The organism is Dechloromonas sp. CZR5, assembly GCF_008711155.1.
In the GTDB taxonomy this organism is placed as follows: domain Bacteria; phylum Pseudomonadota; class Gammaproteobacteria; order Burkholderiales; family Rhodocyclaceae; genus Azonexus.
On the sequence record NZ_VUYQ01000002.1, the window covers coordinates 34,947 to 55,249 of the forward strand.

The 20,303-nt window shown below is 61.6% G+C and carries 19 protein-coding genes; 7 read left to right on the forward strand and 12 right to left on the reverse strand.

Annotation, left to right across the window (positions count from 1 at the left end; translation table 11 throughout):
* The first annotated feature begins 7 nt into the window (after positions 1-7).
* Genes F1002_RS05135 through F1002_RS05165 form a run of 7 tightly spaced genes read left to right on the forward strand, consistent with a single transcriptional unit; the run spans position 8 to position 11,593 of the window.
* Positions 8-1,504, forward strand: coding sequence for a class I SAM-dependent DNA methyltransferase (locus F1002_RS05135; RefSeq protein WP_150427982.1), 1,497 nt, complete (start codon positions 8-10; stop codon positions 1,502-1,504).
* Positions 1,501-3,027, forward strand: a complete 1,527-nt coding sequence (locus F1002_RS05140; protein ID WP_150427983.1) for a class I SAM-dependent DNA methyltransferase — start codon at positions 1,501-1,503, stop codon at positions 3,025-3,027. The genes F1002_RS05135 and F1002_RS05140 overlap by 4 nt, the downstream gene beginning before the upstream one ends.
* Positions 3,020-4,213 carry a restriction endonuclease subunit S gene (locus F1002_RS05145; RefSeq protein WP_150427984.1) on the forward strand — a complete coding sequence of 398 codons (1,194 nt, stop codon included), beginning with the start codon at positions 3,020-3,022 and terminating at the stop codon, positions 4,211-4,213. The genes F1002_RS05140 and F1002_RS05145 overlap by 8 nt, the downstream gene beginning before the upstream one ends.
* Positions 4,210-7,203, forward strand: coding sequence for a type I restriction endonuclease subunit R (locus F1002_RS05150; RefSeq protein ID WP_150427985.1), 2,994 nt, complete (start codon positions 4,210-4,212; stop codon positions 7,201-7,203). The genes F1002_RS05145 and F1002_RS05150 overlap by 4 nt, the downstream gene beginning before the upstream one ends.
* A 12-nt stretch (positions 7,204-7,215) precedes the next feature.
* Positions 7,216-9,438, forward strand: coding sequence for an McrB family protein (locus F1002_RS05155; protein ID WP_150427986.1), 2,223 nt, complete (start codon positions 7,216-7,218; stop codon positions 9,436-9,438).
* Complete coding sequence (gene mcrC / locus F1002_RS05160; RefSeq protein WP_150427987.1) at positions 9,438-10,574, forward strand: 5-methylcytosine-specific restriction endonuclease system specificity protein McrC; 1,137 nt, start codon at positions 9,438-9,440, stop codon at positions 10,572-10,574. Before F1002_RS05155 ends, mcrC begins: the two co-directional genes overlap by 1 nt.
* Positions 10,575-10,579: 5 nt before the next feature.
* Positions 10,580-11,593 (forward strand): DUF4917 family protein, encoded by a 1,014-nt coding sequence (locus F1002_RS05165; RefSeq protein ID WP_150427988.1) that lies wholly within the window; start codon positions 10,580-10,582, stop codon positions 11,591-11,593.
* Between the two features lie 14 nt (positions 11,594-11,607).
* On the opposite strand, the gene F1002_RS05170 is transcribed toward F1002_RS05165, so the two are convergent.
* The 12 genes from F1002_RS05170 to F1002_RS05225 all read right to left on the reverse strand — a co-directional run bounded on the left by F1002_RS05170 (position 11,608) and on the right by F1002_RS05225 (position 20,298).
* Positions 11,608-12,108 (reverse strand): hypothetical protein, encoded by a 501-nt coding sequence (locus tag F1002_RS05170; protein WP_150427989.1) that lies wholly within the window; start codon positions 12,106-12,108, stop codon positions 11,608-11,610.
* Positions 12,105-12,581, reverse strand: a complete 477-nt coding sequence (locus F1002_RS05175) for a lysozyme (protein ID WP_223879475.1) — start codon at positions 12,579-12,581, stop codon at positions 12,105-12,107. Before F1002_RS05175 ends, F1002_RS05170 begins: the two co-directional genes overlap by 4 nt.
* A 23-nt stretch (positions 12,582-12,604) precedes the next feature.
* Positions 12,605-12,832 (reverse strand): hypothetical protein, encoded by a 228-nt coding sequence (locus F1002_RS05180; RefSeq protein WP_150427991.1) that lies wholly within the window; start codon positions 12,830-12,832, stop codon positions 12,605-12,607.
* Positions 12,829-13,134, reverse strand: coding sequence for a DUF6127 family protein (locus F1002_RS05185; RefSeq protein ID WP_150427992.1), 306 nt, complete (start codon positions 13,132-13,134; stop codon positions 12,829-12,831). Before F1002_RS05185 ends, F1002_RS05180 begins: the two co-directional genes overlap by 4 nt.
* Before the next feature lie 65 nt (positions 13,135-13,199).
* Positions 13,200-13,550, reverse strand: coding sequence for a DUF2793 domain-containing protein (locus F1002_RS05190; RefSeq protein WP_150427993.1), 351 nt, complete (start codon positions 13,548-13,550; stop codon positions 13,200-13,202).
* Between the two features lie 3 nt (positions 13,551-13,553).
* The gene (locus tag F1002_RS05195; RefSeq protein ID WP_150427994.1) at positions 13,554-14,150 is read right to left on the reverse strand and encodes a glycosyltransferase family 2 protein; all 597 of its coding nucleotides are present in this window, start codon (positions 14,148-14,150) and stop codon (positions 13,554-13,556) included.
* Positions 14,150-16,420, reverse strand: coding sequence for a phage tail protein (locus F1002_RS05200; RefSeq protein ID WP_150427995.1), 2,271 nt, complete (start codon positions 16,418-16,420; stop codon positions 14,150-14,152). The genes F1002_RS05195 and F1002_RS05200 overlap by 1 nt, the downstream gene beginning before the upstream one ends.
* Complete coding sequence (locus tag F1002_RS05205) at positions 16,420-16,635, reverse strand: hypothetical protein (protein ID WP_191090317.1); 216 nt, start codon at positions 16,633-16,635, stop codon at positions 16,420-16,422. Before F1002_RS05205 ends, F1002_RS05200 begins: the two co-directional genes overlap by 1 nt.
* Positions 16,632-16,859: a hypothetical protein gene (locus F1002_RS05210; RefSeq protein WP_009521704.1), complete on the reverse strand. Its 228-nt coding sequence runs from the start codon at positions 16,857-16,859 to the stop codon at positions 16,632-16,634. The genes F1002_RS05205 and F1002_RS05210 overlap by 4 nt, the downstream gene beginning before the upstream one ends.
* 18 nt (positions 16,860-16,877) lie before the next feature.
* A complete protein-coding gene (locus F1002_RS05215) occupies positions 16,878-17,666 on the reverse strand; it encodes a DUF2163 domain-containing protein (protein WP_150427996.1) in 789 nt (262 codons plus the stop codon).
* A gap of 5 nt (positions 17,667-17,671) precedes the next feature.
* On the reverse strand, positions 17,672-19,243 hold the full coding sequence (locus F1002_RS05220) for a hypothetical protein (RefSeq protein WP_150427997.1): 1,572 nt from the start codon (positions 19,241-19,243) through the stop codon (positions 17,672-17,674).
* On the reverse strand, positions 19,240-20,298 hold the full coding sequence (locus F1002_RS05225; protein WP_150427998.1) for a hypothetical protein: 1,059 nt from the start codon (positions 20,296-20,298) through the stop codon (positions 19,240-19,242). Before F1002_RS05225 ends, F1002_RS05220 begins: the two co-directional genes overlap by 4 nt.
* Positions 20,299-20,303: the final 5 nt, after the last annotated feature.

The window sequence follows — 20,303 nt, forward strand, 5'->3', positions numbered from 1 at the left end:
CATTCGTTTGAGCGACCAACAAATCACCCTCAGCCAACTCGAAGGCCACCTCTGGGAATCCGCCAACATCCTGCGCGGCCCGGTGGATGCGGCCGACTTTAAGACCTACATCTTCCCGCTGCTGTTCTTCAAGCGCATCTGCGATGTCTGGGACGAGGAGTACCAGGAGATCGTTGATGAGACTGGTGACGAGCAACTGGCCTGGTTTCCGGAGTCGCACCGCTTCCAGATCCCGGAAGACTGTCACTGGAACGACGTTCGCACCAAGGCCAGCAATGTCGGGACGGCCCTTCAGCGCGCGATGCGTGAGATTGAGAAGGCCAACCCCGACACCCTGTACGGCGTGTTCGGCGATGCCCAGTGGTCGAACAAGGATCGGCTGTCTGATGCCTTGCTCAAGGACCTGATCGAGCACTTCTCCAAGCTGCCGTTTGGCAACAAGAACGTCAATTCGGACCTGCTTGGCGACGCCTACGAATACCTGATCAAGAAGTTCGCCGACGCCACCAACAAGAAGGCCGGGGAGTTCTACACCCCACGCAGCGTCGTGCGGTTGATGATCGACATGCTCGATCCCAAAGAAGCCGAGACCATCTACGACCCGGCCTGCGGTACCGGCGGCATGTTGCTGGCCGCCGTGCAGCACGTGAAGGAACAGCATGGCGACGTGAAGCGGCTGTGGGGCAAGCTGTACGGACAAGAGAAAAACCTCACCACCTCATCCATCGCGCGGATGAACCTGTTCCTTCACGGCATTGAAGACTTCCAGGTGGTGCGCGGCGACACGCTGCGCAACCCGGCCTTCTTCGAGGTCGACCGACTGGCCACCTTCGACTGCGTGATCGCCAACCCCCCTTTCTCGCTGGAAAAGTGGGGCGAGGACCTGTGGCTGAACGATCCCTTCGGCCGCAACTTTGCTGGCCTGCCGCCCTCGTCCAGCGGTGACTTCGCGTGGGTGCAGCACATGGTCAAGTCGATGGCCGACGTCAGCGGCCGGATGGCCGTGGTGCTGCCCCAGGGCGCCCTGTTCCGCAAAGGTGTGGAAGGCAGCATCCGCCAGAAGCTGCTGGAGATGGATCTGGTTGAGGCCGTGATCGGGTTGGCGCCCAACCTGTTCTACGGCACCGGCCTGGCCGCGTGCATCCTGGTCTTGCGCAAGCGCAAGCCAGCCAAACACAAGAAGAAGGTGCTGATCGCCGATGCGTCACGCCTGTTCCGCCGGGGGCGCGCGCAAAACTATCTGGAACCCGAGCACGCCGCCGAGATCCTCGGCTGGTATCGCGGCTTTGCCGATGTGCAGGACGCGGTCCGCGTGGTCAGCCTCGACGAGATCAAAGCCGAGGACTGGACGCTGAACATCTCGCGCTATGTCCTGCCGCCATTGCAAGAAGACATTCCCCCGCTGCCGGTTGCCATCACGTCATTCAAGGACGCGCTCATCCGCTGCCGTGAAGCCGAAGAGCGGCTCGCGCAGGTCATGACTGAAGGGGGATGGCTGAAATGAGTCACCCAAGTAAACGCATCAGCCAACAAGAACTCGAAAGCTACCTGTGGGGTGCCGCCGTGCTGCTGCGCGGCCTCATCGACGCCGGCGACTACAAGCAGTTCATCTTCCCGCTGCTGTTCTACAAGCGCGTGTCGGATGTGTGGGAGGAGGAATACCAGGCGGCCCTGGCCAACTCGAAGGGCGACCTCTCCTACGCACAGTTCGCGGAGAACCACCGCTTCCAGATTCCCCAAGGCGCTCACTGGAACGATGTTCGCCAGGCACCCAAGAACGTAGGCGCCGCCATCCAGAAAGCCATGCGTGCTATCGAGACCGCCAACCCGGATCTGCTTGATGGCATCTTCGGCGATGCACCCTGGACCAACCGCGAGCGCCTGCCCGATGAAACGCTGAAAAACCTGATCGAGCACTTCTCGACGCAGACACTCTCGGTGGCCAACGTCCCCGAGGACGAGTTGGGCAACGCCTACGAGTACCTGATCAAGAAGTTCGCGGACGACTCAGGCCACACGGCGGCCGAGTTCTACACCAACCGCACCGTCGTCCACTTGATGACGCAACTTCTTGCACCTCAGGCGGGCGAGTCGATTTACGACCCCACGTGCGGTACCGGCGGCATGTTGATTTCAGCGCTGGACGAAGTGAAGCGCTCGGGCGGAGAGTACCGCACGCTCAAGCTCTACGGGCAGGAGCGCAACCTCATTACCTCATCCATCGCCCGCATGAATCTGTTCCTGCATGGCGTGGAGGACTTCGAGATCATCCGGGGTGACACCCTGGCTGAACCCAAGCACATCGAAGGCGACCGCCTGCGCCAGTTCGATGTGATCCTGGCCAACCCGCCGTACTCCATCAAGCAGTGGAATCGCGAGGCCTGGAGTAGTGACAAGTGGGGACGCAACTCGCTGGGTACGCCACCGCAGGGCCGCGCCGACTACGCCTTCCAGCAGCACATCCTGACCAGCCTCACCACCAAGGGGCGTAGTGCCGTGCTCTGGCCCCACGGTGTGCTGTTCCGTAACGAAGAACAGGCCATGCGCGCCAAGATGGTCGAGCAGGACTGGGTCGAGGCTGTCATCGGCTTGGGCCCCAACCTGTTCTACAACTCTCCGATGGAGTCGTGCATCGTCATCTGCAACCGCAAGAAGGTCGCCGCTCGCAAGGGCAAGGTGATCTTCATCGACGCGGTGAGTGAGGTAACCCGCGAACGGGCGCAGAGCTTTCTTAAGCCCGAGCACCAGCAGCGCATCCTGACCGCTTATAAAACGTTTGCCGATGTTCCCGGTTTCGCCAAGGTCGCCACCCTGGCCGAAATCGGCATCAATGCGGGCAACCTCTCGATCCCGCTGTACGTGAAGCGCATTGCCGCCGCCATCGCCACCGACAGCAATGGTGACGCGGTATCGCTGCGCTCAGCCTGGGATCAATGGCAAACCGATGGCCGTGCCTTCTGGCAACAGATGGACGCGCTGGTGGAAACGCTGGATGGAGTGATTACGGAGGACATCGAGCGTGTCTGACAAGAACAATAAAACCCTGAAGCCCGGCTGGCGTCGGGTGAAATTCGGCGACGTGGTGCGCCTCTCGAAAGCCCGCAGCCAAGATCCGTTGGCCGATGGCATTGAACGCTACGTCGGTCTGGAACATCTCGAGCCAGGTGATTTGCGTATCCGCAGCTGGGGCAGCGTCGCTGACGGCGTTACCTTCACCAGCGTGTTTCAACCTGGCCAGGTGCTGTTCGGCAAGCGACGCGCTTACCAGCGCAAGGTGGCTGTGGCGGATTTCTCTGGGGTGTGTTCCGGGGACATCTACGTGCTGGAGACCAAGGATGCGCAGGTCTTGTTGCCGGAGCTGCTGCCATTCATTTGCCAGACCGATGCCTTCTTCGATCACGCTGTTGGCACATCGGCTGGCTCCTTGAGCCCCCGCACGAACTGGACGAGTTTGGCTGATTTTGAGTTTGCGTTGCCTCCGATGCAGGAGCAATGCGAGATCGTTCAAGTTCTCGCCGCTACTCGCGAATGCGCTGATGCCTATAAAGCATCAGAATCCGCGCTAAAAACGCTTCTGCTTTCTAGAACTGATGAACTGTTTTCTGGGCAGATGGAGGATGAAGCTAAGGCACAAGTCATTGGCGATATCGCTGAAGTGCAATATGGGCTGACGATCAACGCCAAACGCAGAGAAATTGAGAAGCAATCGCCCTATCTTCGAGTGGCAAACGTTCAGCGATTTCACATCGATCTGTCCGAAGTCAAAGACGTTGGCGTGGATAGCAAGGACGACGGATGCATCCTTCAAAGGAATGACATCCTCGTTGTCGAGGGACATGCGGATATCGCTGAATTGGGTAGAGCCTCGATTTGGGAAGCGCAGCTTCCGATCTGCCTTCATCAAAATCACCTGATTCGGATTCGTTGCCGACCAGAGGTTGATCCTTATTACGTCCTTGAGTACGTGAACTCTCCAGCGGGACGGGCCTACTTTCGAGGACGGGGTAAAAGCACGAGCGGGCTCAACACGCTCAATTCGACCGTTGTTCGGGAAATGCCAATTCCTATTCCTCCACTTGCCACTCAGAAGTCAATTGCGGATGAGCTGAAAGCGGCCAGGCGGCGGCTGACAGATATTGCCGACAGAAAGGAACAGCACGCTGCCGTCTCGAAGCGTCTGAGTATGGAGATATTTGGAGGGAAGCAGGGATGAGTACATTTACCGAATCGAACACCGTCGAAGCGTATGTCCGCGATCTGCTCGCCGGCCCGATCAAGGCTATCCCGGCCAACACCGCCCAAGAACCGCAAGCCAGCTACGGCCCCAGTCCCAAAGGCATCGGCTGGCGCTACGCTGCTCCGTCTGAGGTGCCGCGCCAGATTCAGGAAGTGCTGGTCGAGCCGTGGCTGCGCGATGCGCTTATTCGCCTTAACCCAGAGATTGCCGCTCAACCCGACCGTGCCGATGAAGTGCTCTACAAGCTGCGCGCCATCGTGCTGTCGGTGCGCTCGGATGGGCTGATCCGCGCCAACGAGGAAATGACCGCATGGATGCGCGGTGAGCGCTCGATGCCCTTCGGCCCCAACAACGAGCATGTGCCGGTGCGGCTGATCGACCTGGATGATCTGGCGCGGAACCAGTACATCGTCACCCAGCAGTTCATCTACCGCGCAGGCCCCACCGAGCGCCGCGCCGATCTAGTTTTGTTGGTCAACGGGCTGCCGTTGGTGCTGATCGAGGCCAAGACGCCGGTCAAGAAGTGCATCAGCTGGGTCGATGGCGCGGTTCAGGTGCACGACGACTATGAGAAGTTCGTGCCCGAGCTCTTTGTCTGCAACGTGTTCTCGGTGGCCACCGAGGGCAAGGCCTACCACTACGGGTCCATCGGCCTGCCGGTCAAGGACTGGGGACCGTGGCATCTGGATGGCAATGGGGAGGATGGTCAACACCACCCGCTGAAGTCGCTCAAGCTGTCCGCCGAGAGCATGCTGCGCCCGCATGTGGTGCTGGATATTCTGGGCAGCTTCACGCTGTTTGCCACCAACAAGAAAAAGCAGCGCATCAAGATCATCTGCCGCTACCAGCAGTTTGAAGCGGCCAACAAAATCGTCGAGCGCGTGCTGGCCGGTTACCCCAGGAAAGGGCTGATCTGGCACTTCCAGGGTTCGGGCAAGTCACTGCTGATGGTGTTTGCCGCGCAGAAGCTGCGCATGCATGCGGGCTTGAAGAACCCCACGGTGCTGATCGTGGTGGACCGGATCGATCTCGACAGCCAGATCACTGGCACATTCACCGGAGCGGACATTCCCAACCTTGAAAAGGCGGATACCCGCGAGAAGCTGCAGCAGCTGCTGGCGCAGGACGTGCGCAAGATCATCATCACCACGATCTTCAAGTTCGGCGAGGCCACAGGGAGTCTGAACGACCGCAGCAACATCATCGCCCTAGTCGACGAGGCCCACCGCACGCAGGAAGGTGATCTGGGCCGCAAGATGCGTGAGGCCCTGCCCAATGCGTTTCTGTTCGGCCTGACCGGCACGCCGATCAACCGTGCCGACCGCAACACCTTCTACGCCTTCGGCGCCGACGAGGACGAGAAGGGCTACATGAGCCGGTACGGCTTTGAGGAGTCGATCCGCGACGGCGCCACGCTGAAGCTGCACTTCGAACCGCGATTGATCGATCTGCACATCGACAAGGCAGCGCTGGATGCCGCGTACAAAGACCTGACCGGCGGCCTGTCGGATCTGGACAAGGACAACCTCGCCAAGACCGCCGCCAAGATGGCCGTGCTGGTCAAGACGCCCGAGCGCATCCGCAAGGTGTGCGAGGACATCGTCGAGCATTTCCAGACCAAGGTGGAGCCCAACGGCTTCAAGGGCCAGATCGTCACCTTCGACCGCGAGTCCTGCCTGCTGTTCAAGACCGAGTTGGACAAGCTGCTGCCGCCCGAGGCCACGGACATCGTGATGTCGGTGCAGGCGTCCGACAAGAAGGAGCATCCAGAGTACGCGGCCTATGACCGTTCACGCGATGAGGAAGAACGGCTGCTTGATCGCTTCCGCGACCCGGCCGATCCGCTGAAGCTGATCATCGTCACGGCCAAGCTGCTGACCGGCTTTGATGCGCCGATCTTGCAGGCCATGTACCTGGACAAGCCGCTGCGCGACCACACGCTGTTGCAGGCCATCTGCCGCGTGAACCGCACCTACTCCGAGCAGAAGACCCACGGCTTGATCGTGGATTACCTCGGCATCTTCGACGACGTGGCGGCAGCGCTGGAGTTCGACGACCAGAGCGTCAAGCAGGTGGTCAGCAATATCCAGGAGCTGAAGGACAAGCTGCCTGAGTCGATGCAGAAGTGCCTGGCCTTCTTCTCTGGCTGCGATCGCAGTTTGCAAGGCTACGAGGGCCTGATCGCCGCACAGCAGTGTCTGCCCAATAACGAGGTGCGAGACAACTTTGCTGCCGAGTACAGCGTGCTCAACAAGATCTGGGAGGCGCTGTCACCGGACACCGTTCTGGGCCCCTTCGAGAAGGACTACAAGTGGTTGTCGCAGGTGTACCAGTCGGTACAGCCCTCTAGTGGCCACGGCAAGCTGATCTGGCATTCGCTGGGCGCCAAGACCATCGAGCTGATCCACCAGAACGTGCATGTCGACGCGGTGCGGGATGACCTCGACACCTTGGTGCTAGACGCCGATCTGCTGGAAGCGGTGCTGTCGAACCCCGACCCGAAGAAGGCCAAGGAGATCGAGATCAAGCTCAAGCGCCGGCTGCGCGGGCATGGCGGCAACCCCAAGTTCAAGAAGCTGTCGGAGCGGCTTGATGCGCTGAAAGACCGGTTCGAGTCTGGCCAGATCAACAGCGTCGAATTTCTGAAGCAGTTACTGGAGATCGCCAAGGAGACGCTGCAAGCCGAGAAGGAGGTCCCGCCCGAAGAGGATGAGGATCGCGGCAAGGCGGCGCTCACCGAACTATTCAACGAGGTCAAGACGGCCGAGACGCCCATCATGGTCGAACGCGTGGTCGCGGACATCGACGAGATTGTGCGACTGGTCCGTTTCCCGGGCTGGCAAGGCACGCAGGCCGGTGAGCGTGAAGTCAAGAAGGCCCTGCGCAAAGCCCTCTTCAAATACAAGCTGCATGCGGATGAGGAGCTGTTCGAGAAGGCCTACAGCTACATCCGGCAGTATTACTAAAGGGGGCGGGGGATGACCACTCAGACGATAGATAGTGCACCGCATGCAACCTGGTTTGTCGGCGCCAGCTACGGCGGTACCGATGATCAGATGCCGCGATTTCTTGCAGAAGGAATTTGGGAGAACGGCTACGACGACAAGCTCCTCGATGTGGTGCGTTCCATGCGCCCGGGAGAGCGGATCGCCATCAAGTCGTCTTACACGCGAAAGCACGGTCTGCCTTTCGATAGCCGAGGCCGAGCGGTTTCGGTTATGGGCATCAAGGCGGTCGGCACGATCACCGAAAACCTGAACGACGGGAAGCGAGTGAAGGTGGACTGGGTCAAGGTCGAGCCGGTACGGGAGTGGTACTTCTACACTCACCGAGCAACGATCTGGCGTGTGCTGCCCGGCGAATGGATGAACGATGCGCTGATTGCATTTGCGTTTGACGGCAAGCCGCAGGATGTAGATCGCTTTCGCAACGAGCCCTTTTGGCGGGAGCGTTACGGCACGACTTCGCCAGAAAAGCAGCGCTTCGAGTGGACTGACTTTTACGAGGCAGTGGCCGAAAAGCTGCTGGCCCACGCAGACGATCGAACTCCGCTCATCGAGGGCATCCACGAGATCGCGTCTCGGGTGCCGGGGCTGACCTATCTCCAGGATAAGTTTCCCGATGGAACCAGTGGTCCGCTGCGGGACATTTGCCCATTCACCACGATGGGCACCTTTAACCGATCCATGACCGATGCCAACCGCAAGACCATCGCGGGTGAACTTGCCAAGTTGCTGGGTGTGACGGTGCCGGTCCCGCCTTCATTCGAAGGCATTCCCGTTCTCAACAACCAACGTTCCTGGTTTTTCGCCTATGCCGACAAGCGTGGTGCGGGCGACATCGACGCGCTATGGAAGGCATTCGTTGCCGCGAGCAAGATGGTCGATGGCGACCAGTTGGACACTCGCGATGCCTTCATCCGGGCTTATGACGAGGCAACCCAAGTGTGGGGTGTCGCATGGAACCTTTCGACAGGTCTCTACTGGGCGCATCCATGGGAATTCCTGACCTTGGATAGCCAGTCGCGCCACTACATCAACAAGCGGCTCGGCCTGAATGTCGCCATCAGTGGTCAGCAAGGCCCATGTGATGGTCGGGCCTATTTGAAGCTGCTGGACGATTTGCGTTCGCGCTTCGGCGAAGACGGCTATCCCGTCCACAGTTTCCCAGACTTGTCGCTTGCGTCCTGGATGTACAAAGACCCGGTTGACGAGCCTGTGCCGGCTGGCGATATCGGTACCAATGCCGGAGCAGAACAGGAAACTGAAGGTGAAGTTCGCGAAGCCTTTCAGGTGGCAGCGCCAATCGTTCCCTACTCGGTGGAGGACATCCTCAAGGACGGCTGTTTCCTGGAGCGGGCCGAGATTGTCCGCTTGCTCGATCGTCTGCGCACAAAAAAGAACCTCATCCTTCAGGGGCCTCCGGGCACGGGCAAGACCTGGCTAGCCAAACGGCTCGCGTTCGCGCTCATGGGCCAGAAGGACGACAGCAAGGTCCGTGCAGTGCAGTTCCACCCCAACCTGTCCTACGAGGACTTTGTTCGAGGGTGGCGCCCCACTGGCGAAGGTAAGTTGTCGCTGGCGGACGGCGTCTTCATGGAAGCTATCAAGGCCGCATCGAAGGAGCCTTCGTCGAAGTTTGCCGTGGTGATCGAGGAGATCAACCGTGGAAACCCAGCGCAGATCTTCGGCGAGTTGCTGACGCTGCTTGAGGCGGGCAAACGGACGCCCAACGAAGCGCTGGAACTCTGTTATCCGGATGCGGACGGCAAACGACGTCCCGTCCATATTCCCGAGAATCTCTATGTGATCGGCACCATGAATATCGCCGACCGATCGCTTGCACTGGTCGATCTGGCATTGCGTCGCCGCTTTGCTTTCGTTGGACTGGAGCCGAGACTCGGCCAGGTTTGGCGGGATTGGGTGGTCAAGGATTGCGCTGTCGATCCGGGCTTGGTCGCGGATATCGAGCGCCGTATCGCCGAGCTGAACGACCAGATCGCGGCGGATGCGCGCCTTGGCAAGCAATTCCGAATTGGTCACAGCTATGTGACACCCGCACATCGACTGGAGGCGGGAGACACGAAGAAGTGGTTCCAGCAGGTCGTGGAGACGGAGATCGGCCCGTTGCTGGATGAATACTGGTTCGACGCGCCCGACGAAGCACAAAAGGCGATTGCACGGCTGACGCAGGGCTGGTGATGACCGCCGTCGCAGAACAGGTGGAAAGTGCATCCATGAGCCCTGAGGGGTTCATCGGACGCATTCCGGTGCGCAACCTCTGGCTGCTGATGCTCTACGCCTCTGACCTGTTCCGCACTCGCGGCATCGGCAAGATCGGCTTGGAAGACAGCCCGGACGATCTACCGGATTTAGTCGCGGAGATCCTTGCCCACGCGGTTGAGGTGCGACAGCGTCGCCGCTTGAGTCTTGGATATCGATCTCGTGATGCAGTCATCAATCGCGTGCGTGGCCGGATCGACGTCTTGACCACCGAACGCCATCAGTTGATGGATAGAGGCCTGGTGGCGTGCCGGTTCGACGAACTCACCTTCGACACACCACGCAATCGTTTCGTACGAGCAGCCTTGGAGTCCATCTCCAGGATCGTTCAGAGGAAGGACGTTGCCCATCGGTGCCGCGCACTTGCGGGTGGCATGAAGGCAATGGGTGTATCAGGGGACGCACCGACCCGCGCCCAAATGAGCACCGATCGTTTCGGCCGTAACGATGCGGACGACCGGTTCATGGTGGCAGCCGCAAAGCTGGCGTTCGACCTAGTGCTACCTACGGAGGCGTCGGGTGCGAATGTGCTCTCTCTGCCGGACCGAGAAGCGACGTGGGTACGTCGTTTGTTTGAGCGAGCGGTGGGCGGCTTCTACGAAGTCGTATTGAGTCCGCAGGGCTGGCGGGTTCTATGCGGCGGGACGATGGGCTGGCAGATCGAGCAGAAGACGGCGGGGATCGACAAGATCCTGCCGACGATGCGAACTGATGTCGTGCTCGACCACCCGTCAACCGGGCAGAGGATCGTCATCGATACCAAGTTCACCTCGATTGTGACGAGCGGTTGGTACCGTGAGGAAACCCTGCGCAGCGGATACGTGTACCAGATCTACGCCTATCTGCGCTCCCAGGTTGGGTGCGGCGATGCGCTTGCAGATCACGCGAGTGGATTGTTGTTGCATCCCGCGATCGGCCAGATGGTCGACGAGACAGTGCTGATCCAGGGGCATCGCATTCGTTTTGCCACCGTGGATCTGACTGCGTCGACGGCGGATATTCGATCGCAACTGCTGCGATTCTTTGGCCCGATCCAGTCAGTGACAGGCCAGTGAAGAGCATGGATCGAATCTACATCGACACCTGGGCAAACATCAGCGCTGACGGTTGGAGCTCCCTCCTTCTGGGCAACGGCGCCAGTATCGCCATCCACAAGGAGTTCGCATACCCAACACTTCACGGCATTGCTGACGCAAAAGGACTGCTCGCCACCACTGCCCCAATATTCGCCAAGCTCGGGACAACCGACTTCGAGCATGTTCTGCTCGCGTGCTGGTATGCCGAGCACGTCAACGGGGCATTGGGGACGCCTTCGGCCGCCATCTCCGCAGCCTATGAGGAGGTCCGTACAGCACTGATCGAAGCTGTGCACAGTGTGCATCCGGTGCATGCCGATGTTGCCACCGACTTACAGCGGGTCGGTGCGTTTGCGAGCGCGTTTCCCACGGTCGTCAGCCTGAACTACGACCTCACCTTGTACTGGGCCATGCTGCTGTTCAATGCGGCGAATGGGAGTTGGTTCAAGGACGCATTCCACGGCGGCGAGTTCCAGACGGATTGGGAATATCTACGGCGACCCTATGGGAACGCTGCAGGAGCAACATTGGTTTTCTACCCTCACGGCAGTCTTGCGGTTGCGCGTGACTACCTTGGTGATGAGACAAAGCTCGCTGCAGGCGCGGGAGCCGCAGGTGACTTGCTCGACACGATCACGCTCAGGTGGTCATCCGGGAACTACGTGCCCGTGTTTGTAAGCGAGGGAACCAGCAAGCAGAAAGTCGCCGCAATTCGTCGGAGCCACTATCTGACGAACGTGTACGAAGAGGTTTTGCCCAGCCTCGGAGAGAGTTTGGTCGTGTATGGCTGGAGCTTTGACGAAAGGGATCAGCACGTGCTCGATGCCATATCGGCAAATCCGCCGAAGCGAATGGCTGTCTCGGTGTTCACGGGTCAACCAGACGGAGATCAGCAGGCGTTCTGCCATCAGGTACTCAAGGCCATTGGCCGGTCCTTGCCTGGCACAGAGGTCACGTTCTTCGATTCGCGGAGCCCGGGTTGCTGGATCAATCCATGATGCGGTGCTGAACCCTACTGCTCGCTGGCAACCTTCATCTCCCTGACCCACGTTTGCAATGCCCTTAGCTGCTCGGCGTTCTCGTGACAGGTCTGGTAGTTGGCAGCAACGGTTCCGGCGACGGCAGAGAGCGCAATGCCTGTGGCGGCCGCATCAGCATTTCGGGCGGGCTCGGGCAGTTCACCGGCGGCGGCAGCGTCGTGCAGGCGCACAAAGCCACGGTTGATAGTGCAAGCAGCATCGGCTTGAACGGGCACATAGACGGGAACCTCCTTGATGATGATTTCGCCCTTCTCGCGGACGACGCGGACGCGGTCGACGTACTGCGTGACAACCTTGACGGTGGCTTGGGCCTGCCGCTCGCGGACGGCGGTGGCTTGCAGGGTTTGTTGCTGGACGGCGGCGTCCCACCGGGCTTGAACGTGGCCCGCGCCCTTGACCCAGCCGAAGCCGATCAGCGCGACGGCCAGCGCAGCCAAGGCCAGCAGGCGGTACGGCCAAGGGATCAGACTCATGGGGTAGCCTCACCGACGCACTGGCGGTATTCGGCCTCGCGGCGCGTGGCGAGGCCACCGCACAGCCGGGTGTTGGCAGGCAGCGCACAGTCTTTGCCTTGGAAGAATCGCCAGCGCAGCAGTTCGGAGCACGCCCCGGCGTAGTCCCCGGCGTTGAGCTTCCTGACCAGCGTAGACTGGCAGAACGCGCGGCTGCCGACGTTGTAGGAGAAGCTCACCAGCGCGTCATACTCGTGCTGCGCCAGCGGCACGGTGACGCAGGTTTTGAGCGCCCCTTCGAACTGCTGCACATCGGTGAGCGCCCGGGCCAGAGCCTTTGGCGGCGTGGTGGTGTCGCCGAGTTTTACGCCCGTGGTGGTGCCGAAGCCGATGGTCGGCACATCACCCTTGACCGGGATCACCGCGCGGTCGGTGTAGCCCTCGTGCAGCACGATGCCGACCAGGGCGGCAGCGGACAGGGTCAGCGCGGCCACTGTTTTTCGTTGTGGTGGCCGAATCATTGGTGCATCTCCGGCTGCGCCACGATGCGCGCAACCGTCGCGCCGATGCTGGCGGCGAAGGCCAGCAGCACGAACGCGCCGCGCGGCAGTACATCCCCGAACAGCGGCACCACCACCTCCGCCGCCGTGAAAGCAGCGGCCAGCAGGGAGAAGCGAATGCTCCAGGCACGTCGCAACACACGCCGCCAGTCGTCCAGCAGGCCGATCTTGCGGTTGGCTGTCATTGCGGGCCTCCCATCAGTTTCAACTTGATGGCTGCGCCAACGAGCAGTGCGGCTAGGATGCCGGTGGTGATGACCTTGACGGTGGTTTGCCACGCGGTACGCCGGGCATCACGCCAGGCTTCCAGCAGGCCGCGTAGTTCGCGGATGTCGCGTGCGGCGTGGCCGTTTTCCAGGCCAAGGTGGGTCAGGACACGCTCGGCTCCGCGTTCAGCGGCGCGGTCCAGGAGTTCGTCGAAGTCCTCGCGGCGCAAGAGGAGCATGTTCTCGACGAGCGCAGGCTGTTGTTGTTCGGGTTCGGTCATTGCGGTCTCCAGAAATGCGAAACCCGCCTCGTGGGCGGGTTTCTGGTGGGTACGAAGATGGGAAATCAGATGGCGAGGCCTGCGCTCCAGCCGGTGGACTTGTAGGCCGAGAGCTTGGCCTCGTCCTCGATGTAGCAAAGCCAGCCGATCTTGGGCGTGTGGTACTCCCAGACATCGGCGATGCGTGCGGCGATCTGGTTGGTTTTACCGGCCCACACGCCGGTGGCGGCGGCAGGAATGAGGTAGCGGTCGCCGTTGGCGGGGTTGGCCGGTGGCGTAGTCAGGTCACGGTCTTTCACGGACAGACCGACCACAGCGCCGAGACGCTTGAGATTGGCATCCATGCCGGTATCCCAACCGCTCTCGCCAAGCGTCCAGCCATAGTTGAGTCCAAGGTTCGGATCGGTTGATGACATGATTTATCTCCAGAGATTCGATGCGTGGCGAATACGCCGGACTGCTTCCGGGTCGCCGGTGCGATGGCTTTGCTGCGGGTGTTGTCGCCAATGACGCCCGACGATGGGCAGGTACAGCACGCCGCCACGTTTGGCCACGAGCAGGGTCAGCAGCCAATCGGCAAAGTTATTGAGGTCGGTGGTTTCCTTGAGCACGGCTTCCACGGCGGATCGACGCATCACGATCAGGCCGTGAACGTGGCTGGCGCTGTTGGCGTGTTGCCAACGGCTGTAGGCCAGACGCCGCACGGCGATGTCCTGGCCGTTTTCGTCGGTCAGTGCTTCGTCGGTGTAAGCCATCACGGCCTGCGGGCAGGCATCCAGCGCATCGGCCAGTTGTGTGAAGGCACTGGCTTCGTACAAATCGTCGGGATCGACAAAGGACACCAGCGGCAGCGTGCCTTGTGCATAGCCTGCCGCGCGTGCCTCGCCGATACGCCCCGGAATGCCGGGCAAAACGTGCAACTGGATCGGTGCGTCCTCGAGGCTGGCGATGCAGGCCTCACGCCATTCGGCAGGCTCGTTCAGGGTGAGCAGATGAACATCGATGCGCGGCTCCATCACACACCTCCCCAATACTGTCCCCAGCGCAGGCCGTAGCCCGCGCGATCCATGACCCGCACCTGCGGCTGCCAGCTACTCAAACCATCGCGCTCGGCACTGATCTCCACCGTGATGCGGTCGCCCAGCGCACCGGCATCCAGCGCGGCAACTGCTGCCGTCAAGATGTAGGCGGTGCCGAGCAGCCCCGTCTCGTTACGAACCAGCACGTTGTTGCGATTGCGGATGTGCACCGTGTAGGTCACGCCCAGTTCTGGCCCGATATCGCCCTCGTCTTGCTGCACGAGATAGGCTGTCTGCTGTGTGCGGTCGCGATGGGCCCACGTGACGGTGAGGTCACCGGCCACAACGGCAGGCTCACTCTGGCCATTGAGGCGGATACGACCGGGTGGATACGGCAAAGCCTGCCGACCGGCCAGCACCATCGGCTGCGCATTGGCGGCCAGCACAGGATCGCCCTGATCGGTCGATGTGCGAGGAATTGCGCCCACGAACACCGACTCGCCTGGGGCACGCTCCGCACCTTCGGATGCCAGCCATTCGCCGACACCGATCAACCGAGTCCCCGAGGCATGTGCTTGGGGTGTGGTGTCGAGCACGCCGCGTGCGAGATCGATGGTCGCGTTGGCGGCATCGAAGGCTAGGATGGCAACGGCCTCTGCAATCGCCCCACTGGCATCCACCAGATAGGCGTGGTCGCCCTCGGCCAGTCTCTCCGGCTGGCTGATGGCCGTCACCGGCACGCCGATGGCATCGACCTCGCTGGCAGGCAAGGCTGCATCGAGCGTCAGCAGTGGTGCGTAGTCTTCGCCCACCACGGCAGTGAGGTCGCCACCGGACGCGCCGGTAGCCAGTTGCCAATTTAACTGCCCGGTGCCACCGGCAGCAGCCAGCGCACCGAGATAGGTGTCCGTATCGGTCAGGTAGGCCAGATCTGCGCGCGACAAGCGCCGGGCCAGTTCCCAATACGGCACCTCGACGGCCAGCGCCAAAGCTGGCGGCAAAGGTTCGATGGTCGGCTCCTCGACGTGCGGTGGCGGGGGCGACAGCACGGTGTTGCTCATCCCGAACACATCTTCCATGGCTTCGATGCGCCACTCGGCCGCTCCCAAGGTGCCGGTGTCGATGCCGGTGACGCGCACCACCATCTGATCCACACCCAAGCGCGGCCAGTTCAGCAGAAATACATCACCCGGCAGCGGCGCACGTTCCAGCGTGTCGCGTGCCACGGTCAGACTCATCCGTGCCAGTGGTGAACCCAAGGCACGCAGGTCACGCAAGGCCAGCCGCGCGGCCAGTGGCCCGTAGTTAACGCCCGGGTAGTCGCGGCGTTGATTGATCACGCCGCCCTGCAACTGGATGGCGGCCAGGTTCTCGACCGTGACGGCAGCATCACCGCCGGTCTGCCAGTCGGTGTAGACCACGGTCAGTTCATTGGGCAGCTCGCCCCACTGGGCACGTTCGAAGCGTTCCAACCGCACGATTTCGTCAGGCCCCAACTGCGGCAGGCTGTCGATCCAGTAGTCGTCGCGCAGCAGCTTGAGCTCAAACGTGCCTTGCTCCGGGTCGGTGTAGAGGATGCCGCCAATGTGGTCGATGACCTGGCCGATGAAGCTCTCGATGGGCTGCTGGCGCGTCCAGATGAGATTGAGGCCGAAGCCCTCACTCGACAAAGCCCATGCCGCGTTCCAGAAACTCCAGCCGATGGCGCTCTGCGGATAGCCCATGCCCCAGTGCGGATCGGTGAGGCACTGCACCAGGATGTGCGCCGGGTTCATACCGATGCTGATTTCCTGGCCTTCGTCCTCATCCCAGGTGCGGACTTCGGAATCCCCCATCCACGCGTGATCATGCCAACCGGAATTGAAGCGACGCACCCGTACCGCCCACGGCTTGATGTACGGGTTGTTGGCTGCGAACAGGATCTTGCGCGCCACCAAGGACAACACGCCCCGAAATGCCGGAATGGAACTGCCGAGGCGACTCATCAGATAGTCGTTGCGTCCTTGCCCGGCATGACCAGAAAGCACATCGATGGTGCCGACCACGCCGCCTTCGCGCTCGTCGCCGCCAAACAGGGTTGGCTTGTTGATGCTCAGGCTGGTCAGCCCGTGGCCGGTGGATAGCGGCGCGCGGTCGGCATCACCCCACGCGGTACGGTCGCCCATCTGGATTTCCTGCACGGCATCGACGGGCCCCTGGCACAAGGCCAGATGCAGCCCCATTCGGTAGCGGTAGCCAACGGTTTGCGATTTGCTGCTGCCACCCATCAGCCTTGCTCCCGCTGGCTGGGTCGATTGCGGGCGTGCTCGACCACACGTTGGGCCATTGCATCGCCGGTGGCCAGCAAGGTGTCGGCGTCACAGCCTTCTCGCAGGAAGGCGCGGAAATCCAGATCGTGACGCGCAAACCACGTACGCGTGCCGTTCACGCACAGGCCCACGGCGCGCACGTGATCGATGGTGATGACGGTCTGCGTGGTCATTTCTTGCCACCTTTCTTCTTGATCGGATCGGCTTCGAGATCGCCATACCAGACGACGTTGGAGCCGCGCAGCAGCACGGTGCCGAACACGACCGGGATCGGTCGGCCTTCTTCTGCGGTGGGGGCATCGACGTCAGACAGGGATGCCGGTTTGGGTTCGGGCGGTTTCGGCGCGAGCGCGACCGAAACCAGCGCCGCCACCACGATGACGACGAGGTACCACATGGCGATTTCTCCAAGAATTCAGAACACGCCCGTCGAGAACGGGTTTTTGCTCGGGATGGCGGGAAAGCCGCCGTAGTTGTCGAGGTTGCCGAAGCGCGACTCGCACGTGGCCGTGCTGTGATCGCAGCCGACCGTCAGCAGAACCTCGGTGCCGACTTCAATGGCCACCGGATAGAGCAACTCCACACCACCACCGTAGTCATTGACAATCATGTGGCGGGCACCTTCCGGGGTTTGCAACCAGCCACCGGCCAAGCCGCCACTGACACTGCCGGGCGTGCCACCGTCGAGATCGACGTTGCGGCCATTGCTGTTGCTCACCAAGGCGCTGGCAGAAATCGGTGAGGCACCACAGGCAGCCGAATACAGCACATGGGAACACTTGCGGCTGTAGAGCCGCCGCAACCCGATGCGCTTGAGACTGACTTGCGCCGACTCGCAGCGAACGCGAGCCACATCGTCGGCGACTTCGACACCCAGCACCCGGCCCATCCAGCGCGTTCCAGAGATCCACCAGTAGTCGCCCCAGGTGTCGCGCCGTCCGATACGCAGAGTGATCGAGGTGGTGTCACCGGTCAGAGAGTTGGCGAGCAGATGGCGCACCAAATCACAGTTCGGCGGCAGTTTCAGATCCAAGCCAGCCTTCGCAGCTTCAGCACCCAGCGCCAGTTCGTTGCGCTCCAAGGCCAGGCTCTTGTAGAGGTTGCCATCCAGATCAACATCGAATTCGTGCGGCGTCAGATAGAACTGCGCGCTGTTGCTGGCGAAGGCGTATAGCTCGACTTCCAGCAATGGGTTCTGGCTCATCGCGCTTACGCTCCCTCGTAGGTTTGACGGTCATTGCCGCGCGGTTCGGGCAACTGGCGCGCGGTCAAGGTGATCTCCAGCAGCGTCGGGCTGTGCCAGTACAGATCGACGGCGTCGTGGTCGAGGCGGCAGCGCACGAGGCGAATGACGCGGCTGCCTGCGGGCACCCAGTCGTCGAAACCCGAGCGCAGCACCAGCACACCACCTTGATCCAGATGGCAGGTCGCAGTCAGGGCGTACTGCCGATAGCCGTCTGGGTGCACGATCAAGCAAGCGGCAGGGCGATGCCAGAACGCCGAGATGTCTTTGCCATCCATGCGCAGGAAGCCATCCTCGGGATCGGCTTCGACGGTTACCCACAGGATCGGAGCCAAGCCATCGGGCAGCCAGAAGGCTTCCAGACGGCCTTGGGTGCGCCACAAGCGCGCCCGCCAGATCTCGACTTCATCGAGTGAGCTGGCCAGATAGCGCCGCTGCAAAGTTGTCGTCGCCCACGGATCGTCCCGGCGCATCCACGGATCTGCAGGCGAGAAGTCTTGGCGGGTGATCGTGGCTTGCGCGGCGGCCGTTGGATCGTCACGCCAGTTGCCATCTGGCCAGACCGGGATCTCGTCGAGCCATGGGTCATCGAGGACATCATGGTCGGGCAATGGCGCAGGCTGGATCTGTGTGGGGACGTTGCCGCCGACCATACCGGGTACCCACTGCGTGAGATCCGCCGGGTCAATGGCTTTGCCCCACACCAAGGGCATGATGGTGCCGCCCACGGCTGCGGCGCGTGCCAAGGGCTCCGTCAGCCACAGCAGATCGCTTTCCACTTCGCTGAGTTGGGCGATCTGCCAGCCATCGGCGGTGATGATCAAAATCCAGCGGCCATTGTTCTCAGTTTCCTGCCAGCCCTGCACCCCGTCGTAGGTCAGATGCACATTGGCCGAGAGTGGCCCGAACTGTCGCCCATCTGCCTCCGTCACATTGAGTGCCAGTGCGCCACGTTCGCAGGACTCGGTCAGGTGCACCGCGTACTGCGGCAGCGGCCACAGCGCCATTTGACCGAGATGATCGGCCAGCCAGTCGGCCACCAGGGCATCGGTCTGCCGGGCGTTGCCCACCTTGTAGGTGAGCCAGCGCCGAGGAACGCGTCGGCGTGCCTGCCGGGATTCGTTGCCACTGGCCAGCCGCGTGACGCTGGTCTGCCACTCCAGTCGTTCCACGAGGGGCTCTATCCAATCATGGCGGAAGGCAAACACGCCGCGCTGCGCATCCGGCCAAGGCTGGTCGCCAAAGGCATCCATACCGGTGGCGACGATGGCGCTTGAGGCCGTATCACGGCGCAACACTTCGACCAGAAAGGTTGGTGCATCGATGGGTGGCCAGGGCCCCGCCAAGGATTCCGCCAACAGGCTGGCCGCCAGATTGGGCGGCAGCGGAGCGACAGCTGTTTCCGGCGTGAAGCTGGCTGCGCTCGCCCCGAAGGTGGCGCGCGAGAGCACTTCACCCTGGAAGGCGGGCAGTTCGCTTCCAGGCGTCGGCTTGCTGGAAACCTCCGCGAGGTCTTGAACGACGACGCGATCCGTCATGCCGACTCCACGCCGAACTCAGCGGCATTGAAGGCTGCCTCCGTCCACTGCACGTTGCCGTTCGGATTACGCTCGAACAGCGTGCTCTGCCACGCCAGTTGCTCCTGCAGAACGATGTCAGTGCTGACGGCGGTCTGCGCGCCACTGACTACGAGGCCTTTGACCTTGCCCAGACCGGCGTCGGTCTTGCGGGCCAGCATCGTGAGCTGGACGCCATAGATGGCGGGCGTGGCCATCACCGGCAACGGCTCGACATCGAAGGACTGGCGCAACCCCACGTTCGGTGCATTGATCGCCGTAGCTTCGTCCTCGTCGCTCACGGCTTCCCATGCGGCGGTACCGACCGGGCTGGCCGTCCACTGGTTCAGGCTGCCATCGGCCTGTGCCTGCAAGGCATCGACGCGCACATCACCGAGGAAGGTGTTGTTGATCGTGCCGCTGGTGTCGGCGATGTAGAAGTCGTCGACGTCGATGGTGAGCGGACAGCTCTGGCCGGGCACGGCACCCACAAATGCCGTGAGCAGTTGGCCACCGCCCTGGATGGTGTTCTGCGCAGTCATCTGGATGGCCAGGATGCCGTTGATGCGCACTGACAGAATCCCGTTGCTCGTGCCCTGCGTGACCTGCAACTCGATGTAGTGCCAGCCGCGCGCCGGAGCGCTGGCAACTGAGACAGAGATCAACTGGTCATAGCCGTATTGCCAGCGGTAGAGCTTGAGCCGACCGTCCTCGCCGATTTTCACGAGATGCGCAACCTGCGAGTTGGCATCGCGCACGCCCAGGAGCAGTGGCTCGGTGTAGGTGTTTTGGTACGGCACCACACGAATGGCTGCCCCGACGATCAGGCTGGCCTTGGTGGCGTCGAGGTTCTTGACGTAGCCACCACCCGAACCTTCTGGCAATCGCAGGGCATAGGAGGACGGACGACGGCCATTGATCCGGGTGGCCTGAGGCGAGAGATACGCTGCCTTGCCACGTGCCAGCCACGGATCGCCAAAGCTGTCCACGGCCTGTGGGTCGTAGTGATCGAAACCGTCGATGAACAGAAGTGCCATTGGAC

Coding starts and splice junctions, on each gene's coding strand:
- F1002_RS05200 (WP_150427995.1), bottom strand. CDS start 16,420: ATGGGTGGCAGCAGCAAATCGCAAACCGTTGGCTACCGCTACCGAATG.
- F1002_RS05180 (WP_150427991.1), bottom strand. CDS start 12,832: ATGACAGCCAACCGCAAGATCGGCCTGCTGGACGACTGGCGGCGTGTG.
- F1002_RS05210 (WP_009521704.1), bottom strand. CDS start 16,859: ATGTGGTACCTCGTCGTCATCGTGGTGGCGGCGCTGGTTTCGGTCGCG.
- F1002_RS05140 (WP_150427983.1), top strand. CDS start 1,501: ATGAGTCACCCAAGTAAACGCATCAGCCAACAAGAACTCGAAAGCTAC.
- F1002_RS05185 (WP_150427992.1), bottom strand. CDS start 13,134: ATGACCGAACCCGAACAACAACAGCCTGCGCTCGTCGAGAACATGCTC.
- F1002_RS05170 (WP_150427989.1), bottom strand. CDS start 12,108: ATGAGTCTGATCCCTTGGCCGTACCGCCTGCTGGCCTTGGCTGCGCTG.
- F1002_RS05225 (WP_150427998.1), bottom strand. CDS start 20,298: ATGGCACTTCTGTTCATCGACGGTTTCGATCACTACGACCCACAGGCC.
- F1002_RS05150 (WP_150427985.1), top strand. CDS start 4,210: ATGAGTACATTTACCGAATCGAACACCGTCGAAGCGTATGTCCGCGAT.
- F1002_RS05195 (WP_150427994.1), bottom strand. CDS start 14,150: ATGGAGCCGCGCATCGATGTTCATCTGCTCACCCTGAACGAGCCTGCC.
- F1002_RS05155 (WP_150427986.1), top strand. CDS start 7,216: ATGACCACTCAGACGATAGATAGTGCACCGCATGCAACCTGGTTTGTC.
- F1002_RS05190 (WP_150427993.1), bottom strand. CDS start 13,550: ATGTCATCAACCGATCCGAACCTTGGACTCAACTATGGCTGGACGCTT.
- mcrC (WP_150427987.1), top strand. CDS start 9,438: ATGACCGCCGTCGCAGAACAGGTGGAAAGTGCATCCATGAGCCCTGAG.
- F1002_RS05215 (WP_150427996.1), bottom strand. CDS start 17,666: ATGAGCCAGAACCCATTGCTGGAAGTCGAGCTATACGCCTTCGCCAGC.
- F1002_RS05165 (WP_150427988.1), top strand. CDS start 10,580: ATGGATCGAATCTACATCGACACCTGGGCAAACATCAGCGCTGACGGT.
- F1002_RS05220 (WP_150427997.1), bottom strand. CDS start 19,243: ATGACGGATCGCGTCGTCGTTCAAGACCTCGCGGAGGTTTCCAGCAAG.
- F1002_RS05205 (WP_191090317.1), bottom strand. CDS start 16,635: ATGACCACGCAGACCGTCATCACCATCGATCACGTGCGCGCCGTGGGC.